At 40.5% G+C, this 18239-nt stretch carries 12 protein-coding genes; 8 read left to right on the forward strand and 4 right to left on the reverse strand.

Going from position 1 to position 18239, the window contains the following annotated elements; genetic code table 11:
- The first annotated feature begins 159 nt into the window (after window positions 1-159).
- The 4 genes from KQP79_RS16610 (at window position 160) to KQP79_RS16625 (ending at window position 8998) form a co-directional block, all read left to right on the forward strand.
- Complete coding sequence (locus KQP79_RS16610; protein WP_004307167.1) at window positions 160-1098, forward strand: tyrosine-type recombinase/integrase; 939 nt, start codon at window positions 160-162, stop codon at window positions 1096-1098.
- A gap of 532 nt (window positions 1099-1630) precedes the next feature.
- Window positions 1631-4255, forward strand: a complete 2625-nt coding sequence (locus KQP79_RS16615) for a PL29 family lyase N-terminal domain-containing protein (RefSeq protein WP_004321643.1) — start codon at window positions 1631-1633, stop codon at window positions 4253-4255.
- A 449-nt stretch (window positions 4256-4704) separates the two neighbouring features.
- Window positions 4705-5643 (forward strand): tyrosine-type recombinase/integrase, encoded by a 939-nt coding sequence (locus KQP79_RS16620; protein WP_008644775.1) that lies wholly within the window; start codon window positions 4705-4707, stop codon window positions 5641-5643.
- A 460-nt stretch (window positions 5644-6103) separates the two neighbouring features.
- Entirely contained in the window at window positions 6104-8998 is a 2895-nt protein-coding gene (locus KQP79_RS16625) for a hypothetical protein (RefSeq protein ID WP_008644776.1), read from the forward strand.
- 364 nt (window positions 8999-9362) lie between these two features.
- On the opposite strand, the gene KQP79_RS16630 is transcribed toward KQP79_RS16625, so the two are convergent.
- From KQP79_RS16630 to KQP79_RS16645, 4 genes are all read right to left on the reverse strand, one after another.
- Entirely contained in the window at window positions 9363-9860 is a 498-nt protein-coding gene (locus KQP79_RS16630) for a GDYXXLXY domain-containing protein (protein ID WP_138343119.1), read from the reverse strand.
- Complete coding sequence (locus KQP79_RS16635) at window positions 9847-10821, reverse strand: DUF4401 domain-containing protein (RefSeq protein WP_118196398.1); 975 nt, start codon at window positions 10819-10821, stop codon at window positions 9847-9849. The genes KQP79_RS16630 and KQP79_RS16635 overlap by 14 nt, the downstream gene beginning before the upstream one ends.
- Window positions 10805-11722, reverse strand: a complete 918-nt coding sequence (locus KQP79_RS16640; protein ID WP_138343120.1) for a DUF2157 domain-containing protein — start codon at window positions 11720-11722, stop codon at window positions 10805-10807. Before KQP79_RS16640 ends, KQP79_RS16635 begins: the two co-directional genes overlap by 17 nt.
- Before the next feature lie 155 nt (window positions 11723-11877).
- A complete protein-coding gene (locus KQP79_RS16645) occupies window positions 11878-13617 on the reverse strand; it encodes a thiamine pyrophosphate-dependent enzyme (RefSeq protein ID WP_138343121.1) in 1740 nt (579 codons plus the stop codon).
- 236 nt (window positions 13618-13853) lie between these two features.
- Between KQP79_RS16645 and KQP79_RS16650 the strand changes: the two genes are divergently transcribed.
- The 4 genes from KQP79_RS16650 (at window position 13854) to KQP79_RS16665 (ending at window position 18237) form a co-directional block, all read left to right on the forward strand.
- A complete protein-coding gene (locus KQP79_RS16650) occupies window positions 13854-14072 on the forward strand; it encodes a winged helix-turn-helix domain-containing protein (RefSeq protein WP_004301053.1) in 219 nt (72 codons plus the stop codon).
- 172 nt (window positions 14073-14244) lie between these two features.
- Window positions 14245-15258: a threonine aldolase family protein gene (locus tag KQP79_RS16655; protein ID WP_117683556.1), complete on the forward strand. Its 1014-nt coding sequence runs from the start codon at window positions 14245-14247 to the stop codon at window positions 15256-15258.
- 89 nt (window positions 15259-15347) lie between these two features.
- Window positions 15348-16547, forward strand: a complete 1200-nt coding sequence (locus KQP79_RS16660) for a BamA/TamA family outer membrane protein (protein ID WP_004301038.1) — start codon at window positions 15348-15350, stop codon at window positions 16545-16547.
- Window positions 16534-18237, forward strand: coding sequence for a phosphoethanolamine transferase (locus KQP79_RS16665; RefSeq protein ID WP_008644785.1), 1704 nt, complete (start codon window positions 16534-16536; stop codon window positions 18235-18237). Before KQP79_RS16660 ends, KQP79_RS16665 begins: the two co-directional genes overlap by 14 nt.
- The last annotated feature ends 2 nt before the right edge of the window (window positions 18238-18239 follow it).

The following is an 18239-nucleotide window of genomic DNA, read 5'->3' on the forward strand; positions in this document are numbered from 1 at the left end:
AGGGTGTCCGAAAAGGGTACCCTCGTTCTTTTTATTATCAATCTATTCTGCAAATTGATCTTTTCAAAACATCCTTGCTTTATATTTTGTTTGGTCAACGTATTCTTAGTAATGAGAATACTTCGTATATTTAGAATCAAATTTATTAATAAAAGTGAGATGTTGAAAGTATTAACATTTATGAAGCAGGTAGCTAACGGGCTACAGGTGGAGGGAAACTTCGGTACTGCGCACGTCTATCGTAGCAGTCTGAATGCCATCATTGCTTATAGTGGGAAAGTGGACTTCACCTTTGATGAAGTGAGTCCGGAGTGGTTAAAGGGATTTGAAGTATATCTTCGCAGTCGTGGTTGCAGTTGGAACACCGTTTCCACTTATTTGCGCACGTTTCGTGCGGTTTACAATCGTGCCGTTGATCTTCGGAAAGCTTCTTATGTACCTCATCTGTTCCGTTCTGTTTATACCGGTACTCGTGCCGACCATAAACGTGCATTGGGCGATGAAGATATGAAAAAGGTATTTGCAAAATTGTCTCGTACGTCCGGTGTGCCATTAGCGGTATATCAGGCGCAAGAGTTATTTATTCTGATGTTTTCGCTTCGTGGTATGCCATTTGTGGATCTCGCTTATTTGCGTAAGAGTGATTTGCGTGATAACGTAATAACGTATCGCAGACGTAAGACAGGACGGCCATTGTCAGTGACATTGACTCCCGAAGCGATGATCCTGGTGAAGAAGTATATGAATCGTGATCCTTCTTCTCCTTATTTGTTTCCATTGTTGAAAAGCCGTGAAGGAACCAAAGAGGCGTATCGCGAATATCAGTTGGCATTGCGCAGCTTTAACCAACAGTTGATGTTGCTAGGTGAATTATTGGGATTATCCGATAAGTTGAGCTCGTACACCGCCCGCCATACCTGGGCTACGACAGCTTATTATTGTGAAATCCATCCGGGCATTATCTCCGAAGCGATGGGACATTCGTCTATCACCGTCACTGAAACCTATCTGAAACCTTTCCGAAGTAAGAAAATTGATGAAGCAAATAAACAAGTTCTTGACTTCGTGAAACGCTCTGTTGTAGGTGTAAGCGCTTGAAAATTACTCTGTTACTTTGTAGGTAACGGGAATGAATATCGGTGCAAATATGAGCATATTTCTTAAAACAACCAAACGAAATCATACATTTTTTCTAATAAACTACNGAATATCGGTGCAAATATGAGCATATTTCTTAAAACAACCAAACGAAATCATACATTTTTTCTAATAAACTACTCAAAACAGGAATTAACCAAATAAAACACGCGGATTCTTTGTATTAGGGCTTTGTTAACTTCTAAATTTTTGCAAAAGATCTCCTTCCCTCTACTGCCTTTCAGAAGCAGGGGTAAAAAAGTTTCATTGCATATCGTATTATTTTTCAGTATTGACTACTCCCGAAGAGCAGGCGCAAAGGTTTCTCCGTTACCTACAAAGTAACGGGCAGTCTATTATTGAAACTTAGTGTTTAATAATATATTATTAATGTAATTTTTAAGTAGTTATGAAAAGAAAATTTGTAAAAGTGATGTTCTTCNTTGAAACTTAGTGTTTAATAATATATTATTAATGTAATTTTTAAGTAGTTATGAAAAGAAAATTTGTAAAAGTGATGTTCTTCGGGGCGCTGGCACTTTCTACTGTCACCTATGTAGGCTGTAAAGACTACGATGATGACATCGACAATCTGCAAACACAGATTGACGCAAACAAAGCTAGTATAGCCGAGTTGCAGAATTTTGTGAAAGAAGGTAAATGGGTTACCAATGTTGAACAAATTACCGATGGATTTAAGATAACTTTTAATGATAATAAAAGTTATTCTATTACAAGCGGTAAGGATGCTACACCAACGACTATTAAGATTGATCCGGTAACAAAGAACTGGATTGTCAATGATAATGATCTTGGTATTTGTGCAGAAGGAAAGAAAGGTGCTGATGGCAAACCGGGCGCTGCAGGATCTCCGGGTGGTAAAGGAGAAGACGGATATGCACCTCAAATTTCAGAAAATGGATTCTGGATGGTTTGGGATGCTGAAACTAAAAAACCTGTAGAGACAAAAATTAAAGCTGCTACTGATATTTATGTAGCTGCTGATGCTAGTAATCCATTGGTTTGGATATTGAATATTTTCAATAAGGAGACTAAAGAATGGGAAACGGTTTCTATGCCGAAATCGGCTCGTATCACTAGTATGAGTGTGCTTGGTATAAAAGGCGATGGTTCTGTTGATGTTGGTTCTACAGAGGCTGAAACTACTTTATATTATAGCATAGCTGGCAAAGATATTGTGTTTAATGGAAACAAAACTTTCAAGAAGAAAGGGGATTTGCTTGTTGCTAGAGGTGGCAGCAAGATTCATGCATTGATTAATCCTGTAAACTTGAAAGCAGCAGATATTCAAGCTTATGAAATAGGCTTGACGGACTCTAAGGGTAATACTAATTTTGCTGTTGCAAATATAGCAGATAATTTTAGTATAGATGCTTTGACTCGTGCAGCGGATCCGGAAAAAGAGCCTACAGCAAATAAAGGTGTATACGATTTGACTCTGAAGTTTGTAGACGGATTGACTAAGGACGAATTGACAGCTTTGGAAAGTGCTGAAACTGCTTATGCGCTTACAACAAAAGATGCATGGGGTAATGAAATCATTTCCCAGTATGGTGTGAAAATTAAGGCTAGCAGCCAAAATATACCGGATGTTAATTTTACTGCTCCTGAACCTATGCCTTACCAAACTACCTATAATTTGGATGAATTGTTTGGTAGTGAATTGGATAAGGTGGTAGCTTATTATTATGAGGTAACTGATGAAGAAGCTAAAAAAGCTGATGCAAAATTTGATAAAGAGAAGAATACAATTCTAGCAAATAAGGAGGGTCAGGTGAAAGTTAAGATTCACTGTCTTCTTGTTGATGGAAGTACTCAAGATCCTGAAGTTGAATTGACGTTTACTTATGTGTCTAAGAAAGCTGAAATCAAAGATATGACTTGGGTCGTAGATGCTAGCAATAAGACAGCTACTTCTGAAATAGTAGGTCCTTCAGTAGATGAGATTAAAGGACAAATTAAACTGTCAGACCCAATAGTTGCGACTATTGCTTATACTGATGATAAGGCAATGATCAATGGAAAGGTGGTTCAGTCTTATATGGATGGTAGTATTCAGTTAAAATTGGTAGGTCTGGATAAAGACGGAAAGCCTGTATCAGGAACAAGTGAAGCTGATATAGCTAAAATTACTAAATTTGTAATCCAAGCTACATTTGACGAAGAAAATGTGGCTGCCGTATCTCATACTGCTACAGTTAAATTCAAAAATAAGGATTCCCAAGCAGGTTTGGGTAATGACTTTTTGTATGAAACTACATTCAAGATTACTGTAGATCAGCAGAATGATAAATTGTTCACATTTAAACGTGCAACTGCTTACTTTGATGGTGATAATGCCAAGGCTTATGGTACAGTACCGACTACTGCAGTTCTTGCTGCTACTGCTGATACAAAGATTGGCTTCGATCTTTACACCCTATATAAAGAAGGTTCTATATCAGCGGATAAACAGAATACTATTACATTCACTGAAGAGAAACCTTCTAGAGTGGTAAGTGGTAAAAAGCAGTTTGCTCCTGCATGGTTGGATGAGACTCTCCCACAACCAACAAAGAATTCAAAAATTAAAGTTTTCCCTTATGTTTCTAAGCCAGCAACTGATGAAAATTGGGGTGGTGCTTATACTGGTCGTTATATTACTGTGTCTTATGCACCATTCGGAAATTCTCGTTTGAAAGCTATTACTGATAGATTCAATTTGACAATACTATCAGAAATCTTTGAAGGTACTTTCGAATATACCAAAGAAGTAGATAAGAAAATTATAGGAACAGAAGCAAATCCGTTCATAATCGAAGGAAATACTGTAGAAATATCAGCTAAAGATTTCAAGAGAATAGATGCTCGTGGTAATTCCTATGAATTCAGCGATAACAGAATAGAGTCTGTTTCAGTTGTATTAGCAGATGATGACGCTACAACTTATTTGGCGAAGAACGATGGTAATCTTACTGATGATCCAAAGAAAGTTGTTATATCTAAGAAGGAGGGTGCCGTAATCCTAACTCCTCCTACTTGTAAAGTAAATGTTAATATTCTTGATAAGTGGGGCAGAACTAAATCTGTATCAATCTACGTAAAAGTAAATAAGTAATCAGGATTAAAGGATTTGTAATTGAGGGCATCCTAATTCTTCTTAGACTTAAGATGCCTTCTCTTTACAAGTTGTAATATAGGATAATAAATCCTTTAAAAAGAAATATGCTAAGAGATAGACTGAAAATTATGCTTGTGAAAGTATGTTTTCTCAAATGTTTGTCTCTTGGAAGGGATACCTCCCTTATTTCCCACAGGTATCCCTTTTTTTTGTCTCATTACATCTTCTTATTTGCACTAGAACCAATTTGCTAGTCTCTTATTTCCCTATAGATTAAGGAGATGTTTTGAGAGTATAGAAAGCCCGGGCTTGTGAAAGTCCGGGCTTTTCGTGCTCTTTTGTCTTTGGAACATCTTAGCTATTTCCTTTGTTTGTTCATGCGGGGTATTTCCATTGATGGGATAATACTCGTATATTTATCGTCTAAATTATTAATAAATTATGAGATGTTGAAAGTACTAGCATTTATGAAGCAGGTAGCCACTGGGTTACAGATGGAGGGAAACTTTGGGACTGCACATGTCTATCGTAGTAGTCTGAATGCCATCATTGCTTATCGTGGGAAAAATGATTTTGTTTTTAGTGAGGTGACTTCGGAGTGGTTGAAAGGGTTCGAAGTATATCTTCGCAGTCGTGGATGTAGTTGGAACACCGTTTCCACCTATTTACGGACCTTTCGTGCGGTTTACAATCGTGCGGTCGATCTTCAGAAGGCTCCTTATGTTCCTCATTTATTTCGTTCTGTTTATACCGGAACGCGGGCTGACCATAAACGTGCGTTGGGTGATGACGATATGAAGAAGGTGTTTGCTAAATTATCTCGTGCATCGGGTGTACCATTAGCGGTATATCAGGCGCAGGAGCTATTCATCCTGATGTTTTCGCTTCGTGGTATGCCGTTTGTCGATCTTGCTTATTTGCGTAAGAGTGATTTGCGCGGTAATGTAATAACGTATCGCAGACGTAAAACCGGGCGACCATTGTCGGTGACATTGACTCCGGAAGCAATGGCTTTGGTAAAGAAATACATGAATCGTGATTCTTCTTCTCCTTATTTATTTCCATTGTTGAGAAGTCGGGAAGGAACTAAAGAAGCCTATCGCGAATATCAGCTTGCATTACGTAGTTTTAACCAACAGCTGATGTTATTGGGTGAATTGCTCGGATTGGGAGATAAACTTAGTTCATACACTGCCCGTCATACCTGGGCTACGACGGCTTATTATTGTGAAATCCATCCGGGTATTATTTCCGAAGCGATGGGACATTCGTCTATCACCGTCACTGAAACTTATCTGAAGCCTTTCAGGAATAAGAAAATTGATGAAGCAAATAAGCAAGTTCTCGATTTTGTAAAGCGTTCAGTGACAGGTGTAAGTGCTTGAAAATTATTCTGTTACTCTGTAGGTAACGGGAATGAATATCGATGCAAATATGAGCATATTTCTTAAAACAACCAAACGAAATCACACATTTTTTCTAATAAAGCATTCAAAAGTAGAACTAGGACAAATAAAACACGCGGATTCTTTGTATTAGGGCTTTGTTAACTTCTAAATTTTGCAAAAGATTTCCTTCCCCTCTACTGCCTTTCAGAAGCAGGGGTAAAAAAATTTCATCACATTTGGTATCATTTTTCAGTATCGACTACTCCAGAAGAGCAGGCACAAAGGTTTCTCTGTTACCTACAGAGTAACGGGTTGTGCTATTATTGAAACTTAGTGTTTAATAATATATTATTAATGTAATTTTTAAGTAGTTATGAAAAGAAAATTTGTAAAAGTGATGTTCTTCNTTGAAACTTAGTGTTTAATAATATATTATTAATGTAATTTTTAAGTAGTTATGAAAAGAAAATTTGTAAAAGTGATGTTCTTCGGGGCGTTGGCGCTTTCTACTGTCACCTATGTAGGTTGTAAGGACTATGATGATGACATAAAAAGTGTACAGGAACAAATTGACCAGATCAAGTCAAACAATCCTGTAAGCGTGGGAGACATGCAAACTGCCATTAATGTGGCTAAAAGTGCTTTGGAAAGTCAGTTGGCTGATTTAAAGACAAAATTGGAGAATAAGGATTCTCAAATTAAAGATTTGGGTCTGAAAATTACTGATTTGGAGGACAAATTGTCAAAGACTGCTGATAAGGCAACGGTCGACCAGCTGACAAAAGACTTGGCAACAGCTAAGAATGATTTAGAAGCACTGAAGAAACTTCAAAAGTCTGATATTGATGGTTTGACAGCAAGAATTGTAAAGCTGGAAGCCCTTAAAGAGGAATTGGATGGTTTAAAAGTCAATTTCGCTACAAAAGAAGAGCTGAAGAACTACGTTGAATCTGCAAAACTGTCAGGACTTATCAGTGATGAAATTGCCACAGCTTTGGGAGAAGATGGGGAGATTGCCGCTGCAATAAATGATGCTATTCAAACAAAGGTTCTTGCAGACTTTGGCAGTATGAAGGAAGTTGCTGCTCTTGCCGGAGAGGATGCAACTGTAGCAGATGTTATTAAAGAATTGTATGCTGCTATTAATGCTGATAAAACTGGTATCCTTGCTAAACTGACTGCGCTGGAAGACTATCAAACAGCATTGGAAGATAAAGCGGTAGAAAATGGTTTCGAGAGTGTAGAAGCCGTTATTGCAGAGGTGAAATCTCTTAAAACGACTCTTTCCGGTCTTTATGCAAGCGCAGAATTCAGTGAAAAAGTCAAGGCGATTGTTTCAGCAGAACTGACGACTGTAAATAGCCGTATAGATACGTTAGAAGATGACCTTGCAAAACTGGGTGTTGCTATTAAAGGTATGATTCAGAGTGTAGTATATATTCCTACAAGCATAGATCGTAGCGTAGATTTCTATACTTTGTATGCTAAGAAAACTTCAACCTCATCTTCTTATGTTGTTGCAGCGAAGAGTGCAGATGCAAAAGAATTGCAATTCCGTATTTCTCCGGCTTCTGCTGCTATGACATTGGAGGATTTCAATAAAAACTACGAAATCAAGTTAAATGCTGAAGAACGTAACTGGACTCGTGCTGCTGAACCGTTTGCCGTAGAAGTGAAGAACTGTGAAGCTGGTGTTCTTACAGTATCATTAACAACTTCAAGCGAAAAGAGCCATGCGATATCTTTGAATATTGTAAGCACAAAAGATGCGGAAGGTAAAGAAGGATTGACTCCGACAAATGTTAATTCTGATTATATCGCAGTGATACAGTCTAGTTATTATCTGAAGACTGCTTATTATGAGGTAGTAACAGAGAAAGCAGGCGAGATTATCTATGATGCTCCCCAACCGGTTGATTATTCAGGAGTTGGAACTTTGACGGTTTCATATACAACAACTGCAAGTGGAAGCACAGCATTTACAAAAACATTAGAAGAACTGAATGTAGAGAATATCTTTGCGACGACTTATAGCTTGACTGGAACAGATGCAAATCTATTTGAAGTTTCTACTGCAGGTAGCGTTAGTCTAAAAACATCCGGTCTGATTGCTTCTTTGGATAAAACTGCTAATGTTATGGCTAAAGTAACGGCTCCAGGTTTCTATTTGGAAACTAGTTCTGATAATCCTAAAAAGTTAGGAACTGTAAAAGTAACACGTACTATTGATGAACTTATACATGCGTATGCTTTGGTAGAACGTGACTGGACTAATGAAACAGCAGTTGCTGCAGAGGAGAGAGTAGTTCTAAATGTTGCTGACATTTATAACGATCCGGCTGTGAATATCCGCCCATCAGCTTATGAAAGTTTGAGTTTGGTTGAACTTCTTCCTACAACAGGTATACGCTTAGAAAATGGTGCAAATAATGCCTTGACTTTAATCATTCCTAAAAATACAGCTGCTGGTGATTATACCGCAACAGCTAAGTTCGAAGGAGATGGCTATACGCTTGTTGTAAATGTTCCAGTTAAGATTAAGCCTATCACTTTGGCTAAATTGGCTAGAGTGTCGGAAATGTGGTCTTCAGATCAAACTCGTACAGGCTTTACTCCGACAAAAGATTCTGAGACAGCGGCTACTGCTATTACTTCCGAATTTAAGCTTACTACTATATTCTCCAACTTTGATGCTGTTAAGACTGCTGTTTTGGCTAAGGGGGGGACTTTTGTAATCACTACTAATATTACAGAAAATAGTATTGCTGGTGTTAACTATGATGAAAACGAAGCTAAGTTTACGTTTGACAAAGACCTCTATACTGGTAAAATGACTGTTGGCGGTAAAACTGTACCTGCTGTAGTTAAGTTTACTATTAAAGCTAGCTATAATGGTAAAGTAGAGGATACGATTGAAGGTATTGTTGAAGTGAAAGATATTAGTGGAACTTGGGTTGCTCCGACTGCAACGACTCTTTCTTTATCTGACAAGTCAGTAGAATATAATGTTTCAACAGGCTTTGCTTGGAATGATTTAGCAGGCAAGACTATGTGGAAGGATGGTGCTGTGGTAGCAGGAACAGGAAGCAATGGATTTGCAAGTTCGGTTACTAATCCTCTTAATATCTATGGTCTGGTAGCTCCTACTTTTGCATTTAGAGAAGCAGCTGCGTCAACTTATCTGTCTCTTGATGCTTCTACAGGAAAGGTGACCTTTACAGCAGAAGGTAAATCTCACCATTTCTACGAAGCTGTAACTTATACTGTAGAAGTAAAAGCTACATCTAAGTGGGGTACAATTAAGAATTATGAAGGAAAGAATACAATTACTGTAACCATTCCTGCAGAATAAGAAGACAAATTGGAGAGTCGCTTCAAACTTCCTAATACTTCATACAAGCAAAGGATTGTATTACAGTTGAAGCTACTCCAAATAATAAAAATCAAACCCTTCTTCACCTTGTGTGAAGAATACGCCGAGAAGAAACAGAGTGAAGGATTTGGCTTGTGAAAGTCAATCCTTCCAATTCTGTTCTTCTTATAGAAAGGGATACCTCCCTTATTTCCCACAGGTATCCCTTTTCTTTATTTCATAATGTCTCCTTATTTGCACTAGAAACCAATTTGCTAGTCCCTTATTTCCCTATAGATTAAGGAGACGTTTTGAGAATATAGAAAACCCGGGCTTGCGAAAGTCCGGGTTTTCTTATTAGTCTTTATTTATCGGATTGAATAAGATGAAAGTCCTCATCATACAATCCCACGAGTAAGCTTTGCCCTTTATCATCTACTTTCAGTCCGCCATATACGGCTTTTTGATAAAGAGTATCCTGTCCTTCTTCAAAGAAGAAAGATTCGGCGCCGAGGAAGAGGCGTCTATTTATTATTTTATATCTGATGACTAGCTCATTGTCGTTTACAGGTTCCAACGTGTTTTGTAATCGTACAATTTCTCCTACCTGATTACTGTCCGTTCGGAGTATGGCATAACCGCGTGTGTCGGTTTGCTCATCTGGCAGATTTGATGAGGCTTCCTTGTAGTTAAGTCTCATATAGTCTCCTTGCATAAGAGAGCGGGGATCGACGGGGGCTAGCTGTAACAAAACCAACTGTCCGTCTTTCAAGGTTTGCTCTTTCTGATAAACCGACCAGTTGAAATACCCCAATAGCAGTATCAGGTTTGCGATAATCAATATTCGGTTATACTTTTTCATGTCTTGTTCTTTTTTGAGTGAAGAAATACCAGGCTGTAATACATGCAATTCCGATGAAGAAAAGCGTTATAGATTTGGTGAGCAAGCTCAAATTCAAATCATAATAGTATTTGGAAACAGCATAGATAAAGAGAAGGAGCGAGGCAGCACACTCCGCTTTGTAACCATAATAGAAACATATTAAAATCAGTAACAAACTACCGGATAAATAAGGAGCAAACACGGTGGGCAGACAGATAACAATACAAAGAATGTAGATACCAACCTGATTCACCGGATGATCCACTTTCATGACCTGCATGATTCGTTGAACCATGATAAGAATTCCGAACCATATACAAACAGACAGTATGCAGGACACAAGCCAACTATTTGTTTCTGATATCAGGTAATTGATTGATAATCCTCCCAGTGAGACGATACCGGATACGAATAATCCGAAATGAAATGGTTTGTATTTGGAAAGGTAATTCTCTGTTCCTATACACTCAAACAACTTGTTTTCAAAGATGTTGGTAAATAGAAATACTCCAAGGATAGGGACTACGGCTATTTGCAAGGGATAAAACGAAGAAAAGACATGGGCAGCTTCTCCGAAGAAAGATATATTAAACAGAATGATTGAAAGAAAGGGGAGAATAAATCCTCTTGATAATAAGAATGTGAGAATACTGATTCCCATAAGTGTAATGAAGAGGAGATTAATGCTGGCATTTATACCGAAGCCAATCAATACACATCCGGCTATGTATAAAGTGATGTTCATTGCATCCAGAAAAGACCGGACTACCATGCGGCTGATTGTTAGCGTAGTGAGAATTAATATACTTCCGGCAATCAAGCAAGAAATATCGGAGCGGAGGATTCTGGCAAGTGCCAGAAATCCCAAAAAGAAAATAGCCGTCAGGATTCCTCCGATAATGGATACGACTTGAATAGTGAGGTTATGCTTCTGTGCCATACCATTGCTTTTTTAGATGAAGAATGATGTAAATGAGCAAAGTTGTTCCGGTGATGACAATAACTCCTCCGTAGAAGAATATCTGAACATCCCTAAGATTGCTTTGTGATATGAATGTAGTCAATAGAATCATTAATGCGGCAAACGGAATGATAGCCAGATAGAACAGGCTTTTTACTTTCCATCCATACCAAAGTCCTGCAGAGAATAGAAGGACGGTGCTTATGAGGGGAACAGACAATATGGCGTTCTCTTCGCAGATTGCCATCATTAACAGAAAACTGGTGTGTATAATAGTAGCCAGTGAAAGAAGACTGACAAACCAACGATTGTTTCTGTTCAAATGACCTTTTGCGCTCATTCCTTCCGTGAGGATCGTTGCCAAGGCACATATCCAGGTTACTGCATTGGCCAACAAAGTCATTTCCCAAGAGTTGGCACTGGCTATCTGTATATTGTACAACCATATCGTAGTACAAAGTAATCCGATGAACGTCAGCCACAACGGAGCGAAACGGATAGCAACCGCCCAGAGAATGGTGAAAAGAGTCCATCCCAGGAAAAGATCGTAAGCATCGGCTCCCGTTTGGTAGATTTGTCCGAAGACGGCGAAAAGCGTACCTATCAAGAACGTAGCTCCGGTCAGGAGAATCTGTTTGACGAGCTTATTCCAACGGGTGAATGTAGCGAGCAGGACAGAAGCTACTAATAACACCTCTACTATTCCTAACTTTGCAAATTTAGGTAATTCATCCCAGTTGTAGGCAAAAAAGAAGATAATGCCTGCCACTGTAAAACCAACGCCCACTGCCAATAAAAAAACAGAAAGAAATTGATTCCATTGTTTTTTATCAGCGTACAGTGCTTGTCGGGATAAAGGCGAAGAGTCGGTCTTTTCCATGTGTTTTTACTTTTTGATGATTACAAACATAAGAAAATAAAATGATTATCACCTCAAGATAGACTATAAAAAGGTATGACTTACCTTATTGCAATAGACAATAATAGCAAGTCATACTTTGAGAGAGGTAATGAAAATATTAAAAATAGAATAACTTAAAATACCTCCCGTATATGTTTAAAGTTAGAATTGATCGTATCAATCACTTCTTGTGAACGGCCGTTGATTAACAACTTATACATTGACTGCGCAAAGCCCACCATTTGCCCGAATTCAATTTTAGGAGGCATGGCTAGTGCGTTCGGATCGGTCATGATATTAACAAGTACCGGACCATCCAACTCGAATGCATTCAATAAAGTAGTCAACACTTCTTCCGGATCGCTGACATTAAACCCGGTCATTCCCATTGCTTCGGCCACTTGGGCGAAGTCAGGATTCAACATATTCGTTTGCCAGTCCGGCAATCCGTCTACTTCCATTTCCAACTTCACCATTCCCAATGAACGGTTGTTGAATACGATGATTTTAATCGGCAACTTATATTGTACAACGGTTTCCAAGTCTCCTAAAGTCATCGATAATCCGCCATCTCCGCAAAGCGCAACCACCTGACGATCCGGATAAGCCAACGCGGCACCGATAGCTTGCGGCAATGCATTTGCCATCGAACCATGATTGAAAGAACCCAGCATGTGGCGTTTGCCCGTTGCTTGCAGATAACGTGCTCCCCATACACAAGTCATTCCCGTATCTACCGTAAACACAGCATCGTCCGAACTTAGTTTGTCTATTTCAGACATCACATATTCGGGATGAATCTTATTTACGCCCCCTTTATCTTCTGTGTAAGCGGCCAAGTCCTTCTTTACTCCCTCGTATCTTTTGAGTTGTTTCAGTAAGAAAGAATCATCCGTTTTCGGATTCAGCATACGCAATAAAGACTGGATGCTAAGTTTGACGTCTCCACAAAGTCCGATATCCACCTTTGCGCGACGTCCCAGACGTTCGGGCTTTATGTCAATCTGGGCTATCTTGATATCATCCGGCAGGAAAGCAGAATATGGAAAGTCAGTGCCGAGCATGAGAAGCACTTCAGCTTCGTGCATACTGTAATATCCCGAAGGCATTCCCAACAATCCCGTCATACCCACTTCATACGGATTCTCATATTGCACCTCCATCTTTCCTTTGAAAGTATATACCACCGGAGCATTCAGCTTCTCGGAAAGCGCGATCACTTCCTCGTGAGCTCCCCGGCAACCGATGCCGCAGAAAAGAGTGATACGTGTATGTTTGTTTAACATGTCAGCTAATTGAGCCAGATCTTCTTCCGACGGACAAACTTCCGGTGGGGCAGGATAGTTGATAACCGACGAGTCGACAGCAACGGCAGAAGCCTTTGCCAAGTCACCCGGAAGCCCGATAACGGACACCCCTTTGCGGGTGACAGCCGTTTGTATGGCCGACTGGAGCATACGTGGAAATTGTGTGGGAGTAGTGGCTACTTCATTATAATAACTGCAATCGTTAAAAAGTTTGATGGTATTCGTCTCCTGAAAATATTCCGTACCGAACTCTCCGGTGGGAATTGTAGAGGCGATGGCGATTACCGGTGCGCCGGACCGGTGTGCGTCATACAAGCCGTTAATCAGATGAACATGTCCCGGCCCGCTACTTCCCGCGCAGCATCCCGGGCGACCGGTCAGTTGTGCTTCTGCCGCAGCGGCATACGCCCCTGTTTCTTCGTGGCGCACATGTATCCATTTTATTTGATCGTTTTTTCTGACTGCTTCGTTTACTTCATTCAGACTGTCGCCTGTTACGGCGTAGATGCGTTCAACTCCGGATTTTACCAGAGTATCTATCAACTGTTCTGCTATTTTTTTTGCCATAGCTGTAATTGGTTTAGGATTGATTTTTATGTAATAACAGATGGCTGCAAAGAAAAGTTCTGATTTAACATATGCTAATAACGCCTTTGTGTCGGGACACATCACCACTTTTATGTTAAAATTAATTCTGTAACAACTTTTTAGTAAAGATGTATAAACAATTGCAATATCCTTTTGTTATCTTTATAGGCGAAATCTTAACCTAATGTATTAAACCTCTTAATTACTCTAGAAAAATGAACAGAAATGAAATCGGTGTGAATGCCGGTAAGGTTTGGCAACTGCTTAGTAATAATGAGAAGTGGAGCTATGGACTTTTGAAGAGAAAATCCGGGCTGAAAGATAAAGAGCTGGGTGCCGCTTTGGGGTGGTTGTCAAGAGAGAGCAAAATAGAGTTCGATCAGTGCGATGAAGAGCTTTATGTATATCTCTGTGTGAATGTTTATATTGGCTGAAAGAGTTTGACGCTTTAACGAGAACAGAAGAATCTCCAGAGGAATGACAGCATAGTCAGCACTTCGGAGATTCTTGTTTTTTTATCCTTTTTCTGCTTTATGTTTCTTCCTTTCAATGGATTTCCGGAAATAATTCTGTTACTTTGCATCACGAATTAAAATGTAAGAAACAATGAGAAGTTTTGCCTCCGACAATAATTCCGGTGTGCATCCGTTGGTAATGGAAGCATTGAACCGGGCTAATATAGACCATTCTTTAGGATATGGCGATGATAAATGGACAGAAGAAGCCGTAGCGAAGATAAAGGAAACCTTTACGCCCAACTGTGTCCCCTTGTTTGTATTTAACGGAACAGGTAGCAACGTGGTAGCATTGCAGCTGATGACCCGTCCGTATCATTCCATCTTTTGTGCGGAAACGGCTCATATCTATGTAGATGAATGCGGCTCTCCTGTGAAAATGACAGGTTGTCAGATTTGTCCGATTGCTACTCCCGACGGTAAGCTTACCCCGGAATTGATGCAACCCTATCTGCATGGTTTCGGCGATCAGCACCATTCGCAACCCAGAGCTCTCTATATTTCCCAATGTACCGAACTTGGCACCATCTATACTCCCGAAGAGTTAAAACGTCTGACTGACTTTGCCCATCTGAATGGTATGTATGTACACATGGACGGAGCCAGAATAGCCAATGCCTGTGCCGCTTTGAATCTTTCCTTAAAGGAACTGACAGTAGACTGCGGAGTCGATATTCTTAGTTTTGGCGGAACGAAGAACGGACTGATGATGGGAGAGTGCGTGATTGTATTTAATAAAGACCTGCAACCGGAAGCCCGCTTCATCCGTAAGCAATCCGCCCAGCTCGCTTCGAAGATGCGTTACCTCTCTTGCCAGTTTACGGCATACCTCACAGATAACCTCTGGCTGAAGAATGCCAACCATGCCAATGCAATGGCTGCCAAACTTTACACTGAATTGAAGAAACTGCCCGAAGTAACTTTCACTCAAAAAGCCGAAAGTAACCAGTTATTCCTCACCATGCCCCGCCCGGTTATCGACCGCATGCTGGAGTCTTATTTCTTTTATTTCTGGAACGAAGAGAGGAATGAAATCCGTCTGGTAACTTCTTTTGATACGACAGAAGAAGATGTAGACGAGTTTATAAGACTTTTAAAACGTTAAAAAGGAAATCCGGAACAACAAAAGCGCCTGAATATCTGTTTTTATAGGAAGTTTGAAACTAACTTTGTCCGCAAAGTTTTCTACTTCTTATGATTATGAATACTAGACAGAACAGGCTAATCATATTCGCGCTTTTGTTGTTGACACAAACCCCGTTGGGCGCACAGCTGCATTCTACTAAAATTGAACTGCCGGAGGATTCTATATCTGCAACCATGGAAGATTCCATTCCGGCAAAGCGCAGTTTCTTTAAAAAGTTTCTTGATTACTTCAATGACGCCAATAAGGAAAAAAAGAATAAAAAGTTTGATTTCAGTGTGATAGGCGGCCCACATTATTCCAGTGACACCAAGTTCGGACTCGGACTGGTGGCAGCCGGACTATATCGAACCGATCGGATTGATACGCTTCTTCCTCCCTCCAATGTCTCTCTTTACGGAGATGTGTCGACTGTCGGCTTCTATCTGTTGGGAGTCCGCGGAAATCATCTGTTTCCAAAAGATAAATACCGCTTGAATTACAATCTCTATTTCTATTCTTTTCCCAGTCTGTATTGGGGACGGGGATATGACAATGGAGCGAACTCTGATAACGAAAGCGATTATAAACGTTTTCAGGCACAGGTGAAAGTCGATTTTATGTTTCGGCTGGCAAAGAACTTCTACATCGGCCCGATGGCCGTATTCGATTATATCGACGGACGGAACTTTGAGAAACCGGAACTATGGGAAGGAATGGCCGCGCGAACCACTAATACCAGCCTGGGACTTTCCCTCCTTTACGATTCACGTGATTTCCTGACAAATGCATATCATGGCTATTATTTGCGGATAGACCAGCGGTTCAGTCCGGCTTTTCTCGGCAATAAATATGCGTTTAGCAGTACAGAACTGACTACCAGTTATTATCAGCCGGTATGGAAAGGTGGAGTGCTGGCAGGGCAATTCCACACATTGCTTACCTATGGCGATACCCCTTGGGGATTGATGGCAACATTGGGAAGTTCTTACTCCATGCGCGGATATTACGAAGGACGCTATCGGGACAAGGGAGCAATGGACGCGCAAATAGAACTCCGGCAACACGTCTGGAAACGGAATGGAGTAGCTGTATGGGTAGGAGCGGGAACGATTTTTCCACGACTTTCCGAGTTCACCCCGAAACACATTCTGCCTAATTATGGCTTCGGGTATCGTTGGGAATTTAAGAAGAGAGTAAATGTACGTTTGGATTTAGGGTTTGGCAAACACCAGACCGGATTTATTTTTAACATCAATGAAGCTTTTTAAAAATATAAAGAATTGGTTGGAAAATCAGGAACATCTGTTTTATCTGTTCCTGTTTATCTTGATAGTACCTAATATGGTACTCTGTTTTACAGAACCTTTACCATTTATGGCAAAAGTCGCCAATGTGTTGTTACCTTTCGGTTGCTATTACCTGTTGATGACTTTGTCGAGGAATTGCGGCAAGATGCTGTGGATTTTATTCCTGTTCCTGTTCTTCGGAGCCTTTCAGATCGTGTTGCTTTATTTATTCGGCCAGTCCATTATCGCTGTCGATATGTTTCTGAATCTGGTCACCACCAATTCGAGTGAGGCATTGGAACTGCTCGATAATCTCACACCTGCCATTATTGCTGTAATCATACTCTATGTACCTGCCCTGATATTAGGGACGATTTCAATTATACGTAAACGGAAACTTACGGTAGAGTTCATTCGCAGGGAACGGAAGAGAGCCTTCCTGGTCTTTGGAATCTCCCTCCTTAGTCTTGTCGGAGCCTATGTGCAGGATTCGGGATATGAGTTGAAATCTGATTTATACCCGCTAAACGTATGCTACAACGTAGGTCTTGCCTTTCAAAGAACAGCTCTGACACAGGATTACCACCGTACATCCAAAGACTTTACTTTCCATGCCCGGCCTACTCATCCGGAGGGAAAACGGGAAGTATATGTAATGGTCATAGGAGAAACCTCTCGTGCCCTAAACTGGCAATTGTATGGTTACGAACGTGAAACGAACCCGCTCTTATCCCGGCAAACGGGTCTGATTGCTTTCCCAAAAGTGTTGACAGAGTCGAATACGACACATAAAAGTGTCCCCATGCTGATGTCGGGTGCTACTGCCTGCAACTACGACTCTATCTACCATCAAAAAGGAATCATCACCGCTTTCAAAGAGGCAGGATTCCGGACGGCTTTTTTCTCCAACCAACGTTACAACCATTCATTTATCGACTTCTTCGGAATGGAAGCCGATACGTATGATTTTATAAAAGAAGATTCGGTCAGTTCTACCTATAATCCTTCTGACGACGAACTTCTGAAATTGGTGGAGGAGGAACTGGCGAAAGGTGCAACGAAACAATTCATCGTACTTCACACCTACGGTTCCCACTTTAACTATCGCGAACGTTACCCGTCGGAAGATGCTTTCTTTACGCCCGATTATCCGATGGAAGCAGAGAGAAAATACCGGGATAACCTGGTGAATGCCTATGACAACTCTATTCGTTACACGGATGATTTTCTGTCACGACTTATCCGTATGTTGGAAAAACAGCAGGTAGATGCCGCCATGCTCTACACTTCCGATCATGGAGAGGACATTTTCGACGATTCCCGTCATCTGTTCCTCCACGCTTCTCCCGTACCTTCTTATTATCAGCTTCATGTGCCATTCCTGATTTGGATGTCCGATGACTACCGCGAAACGTATCCCGAACGTTGGAATACCGCTATTGAAAATAAGGATAAGAATGTTTCTTCCAGCAGCTCTTTCTTCCCGACCATGCTGTCTTTAGGCGGAATAGAAACTCCTTACCGGGATGATTCTCAGGCTGTGACGGCTTCGTACTACGTCCTGAAACCGAGGGTTTATCTGAACGATCACAATGATCCCCGTCCGTTGGATGATTTGGGCATGAAGAAGCAAGACTTCCAGATGCTGGAAAAGAGGAATATCAAGTATTAAGT

The organism is Bacteroides sp. DH3716P (assembly GCF_025914115.1).
In the GTDB taxonomy this organism is placed as follows: domain Bacteria; phylum Bacteroidota; class Bacteroidia; order Bacteroidales; family Bacteroidaceae; genus Bacteroides; species Bacteroides ovatus.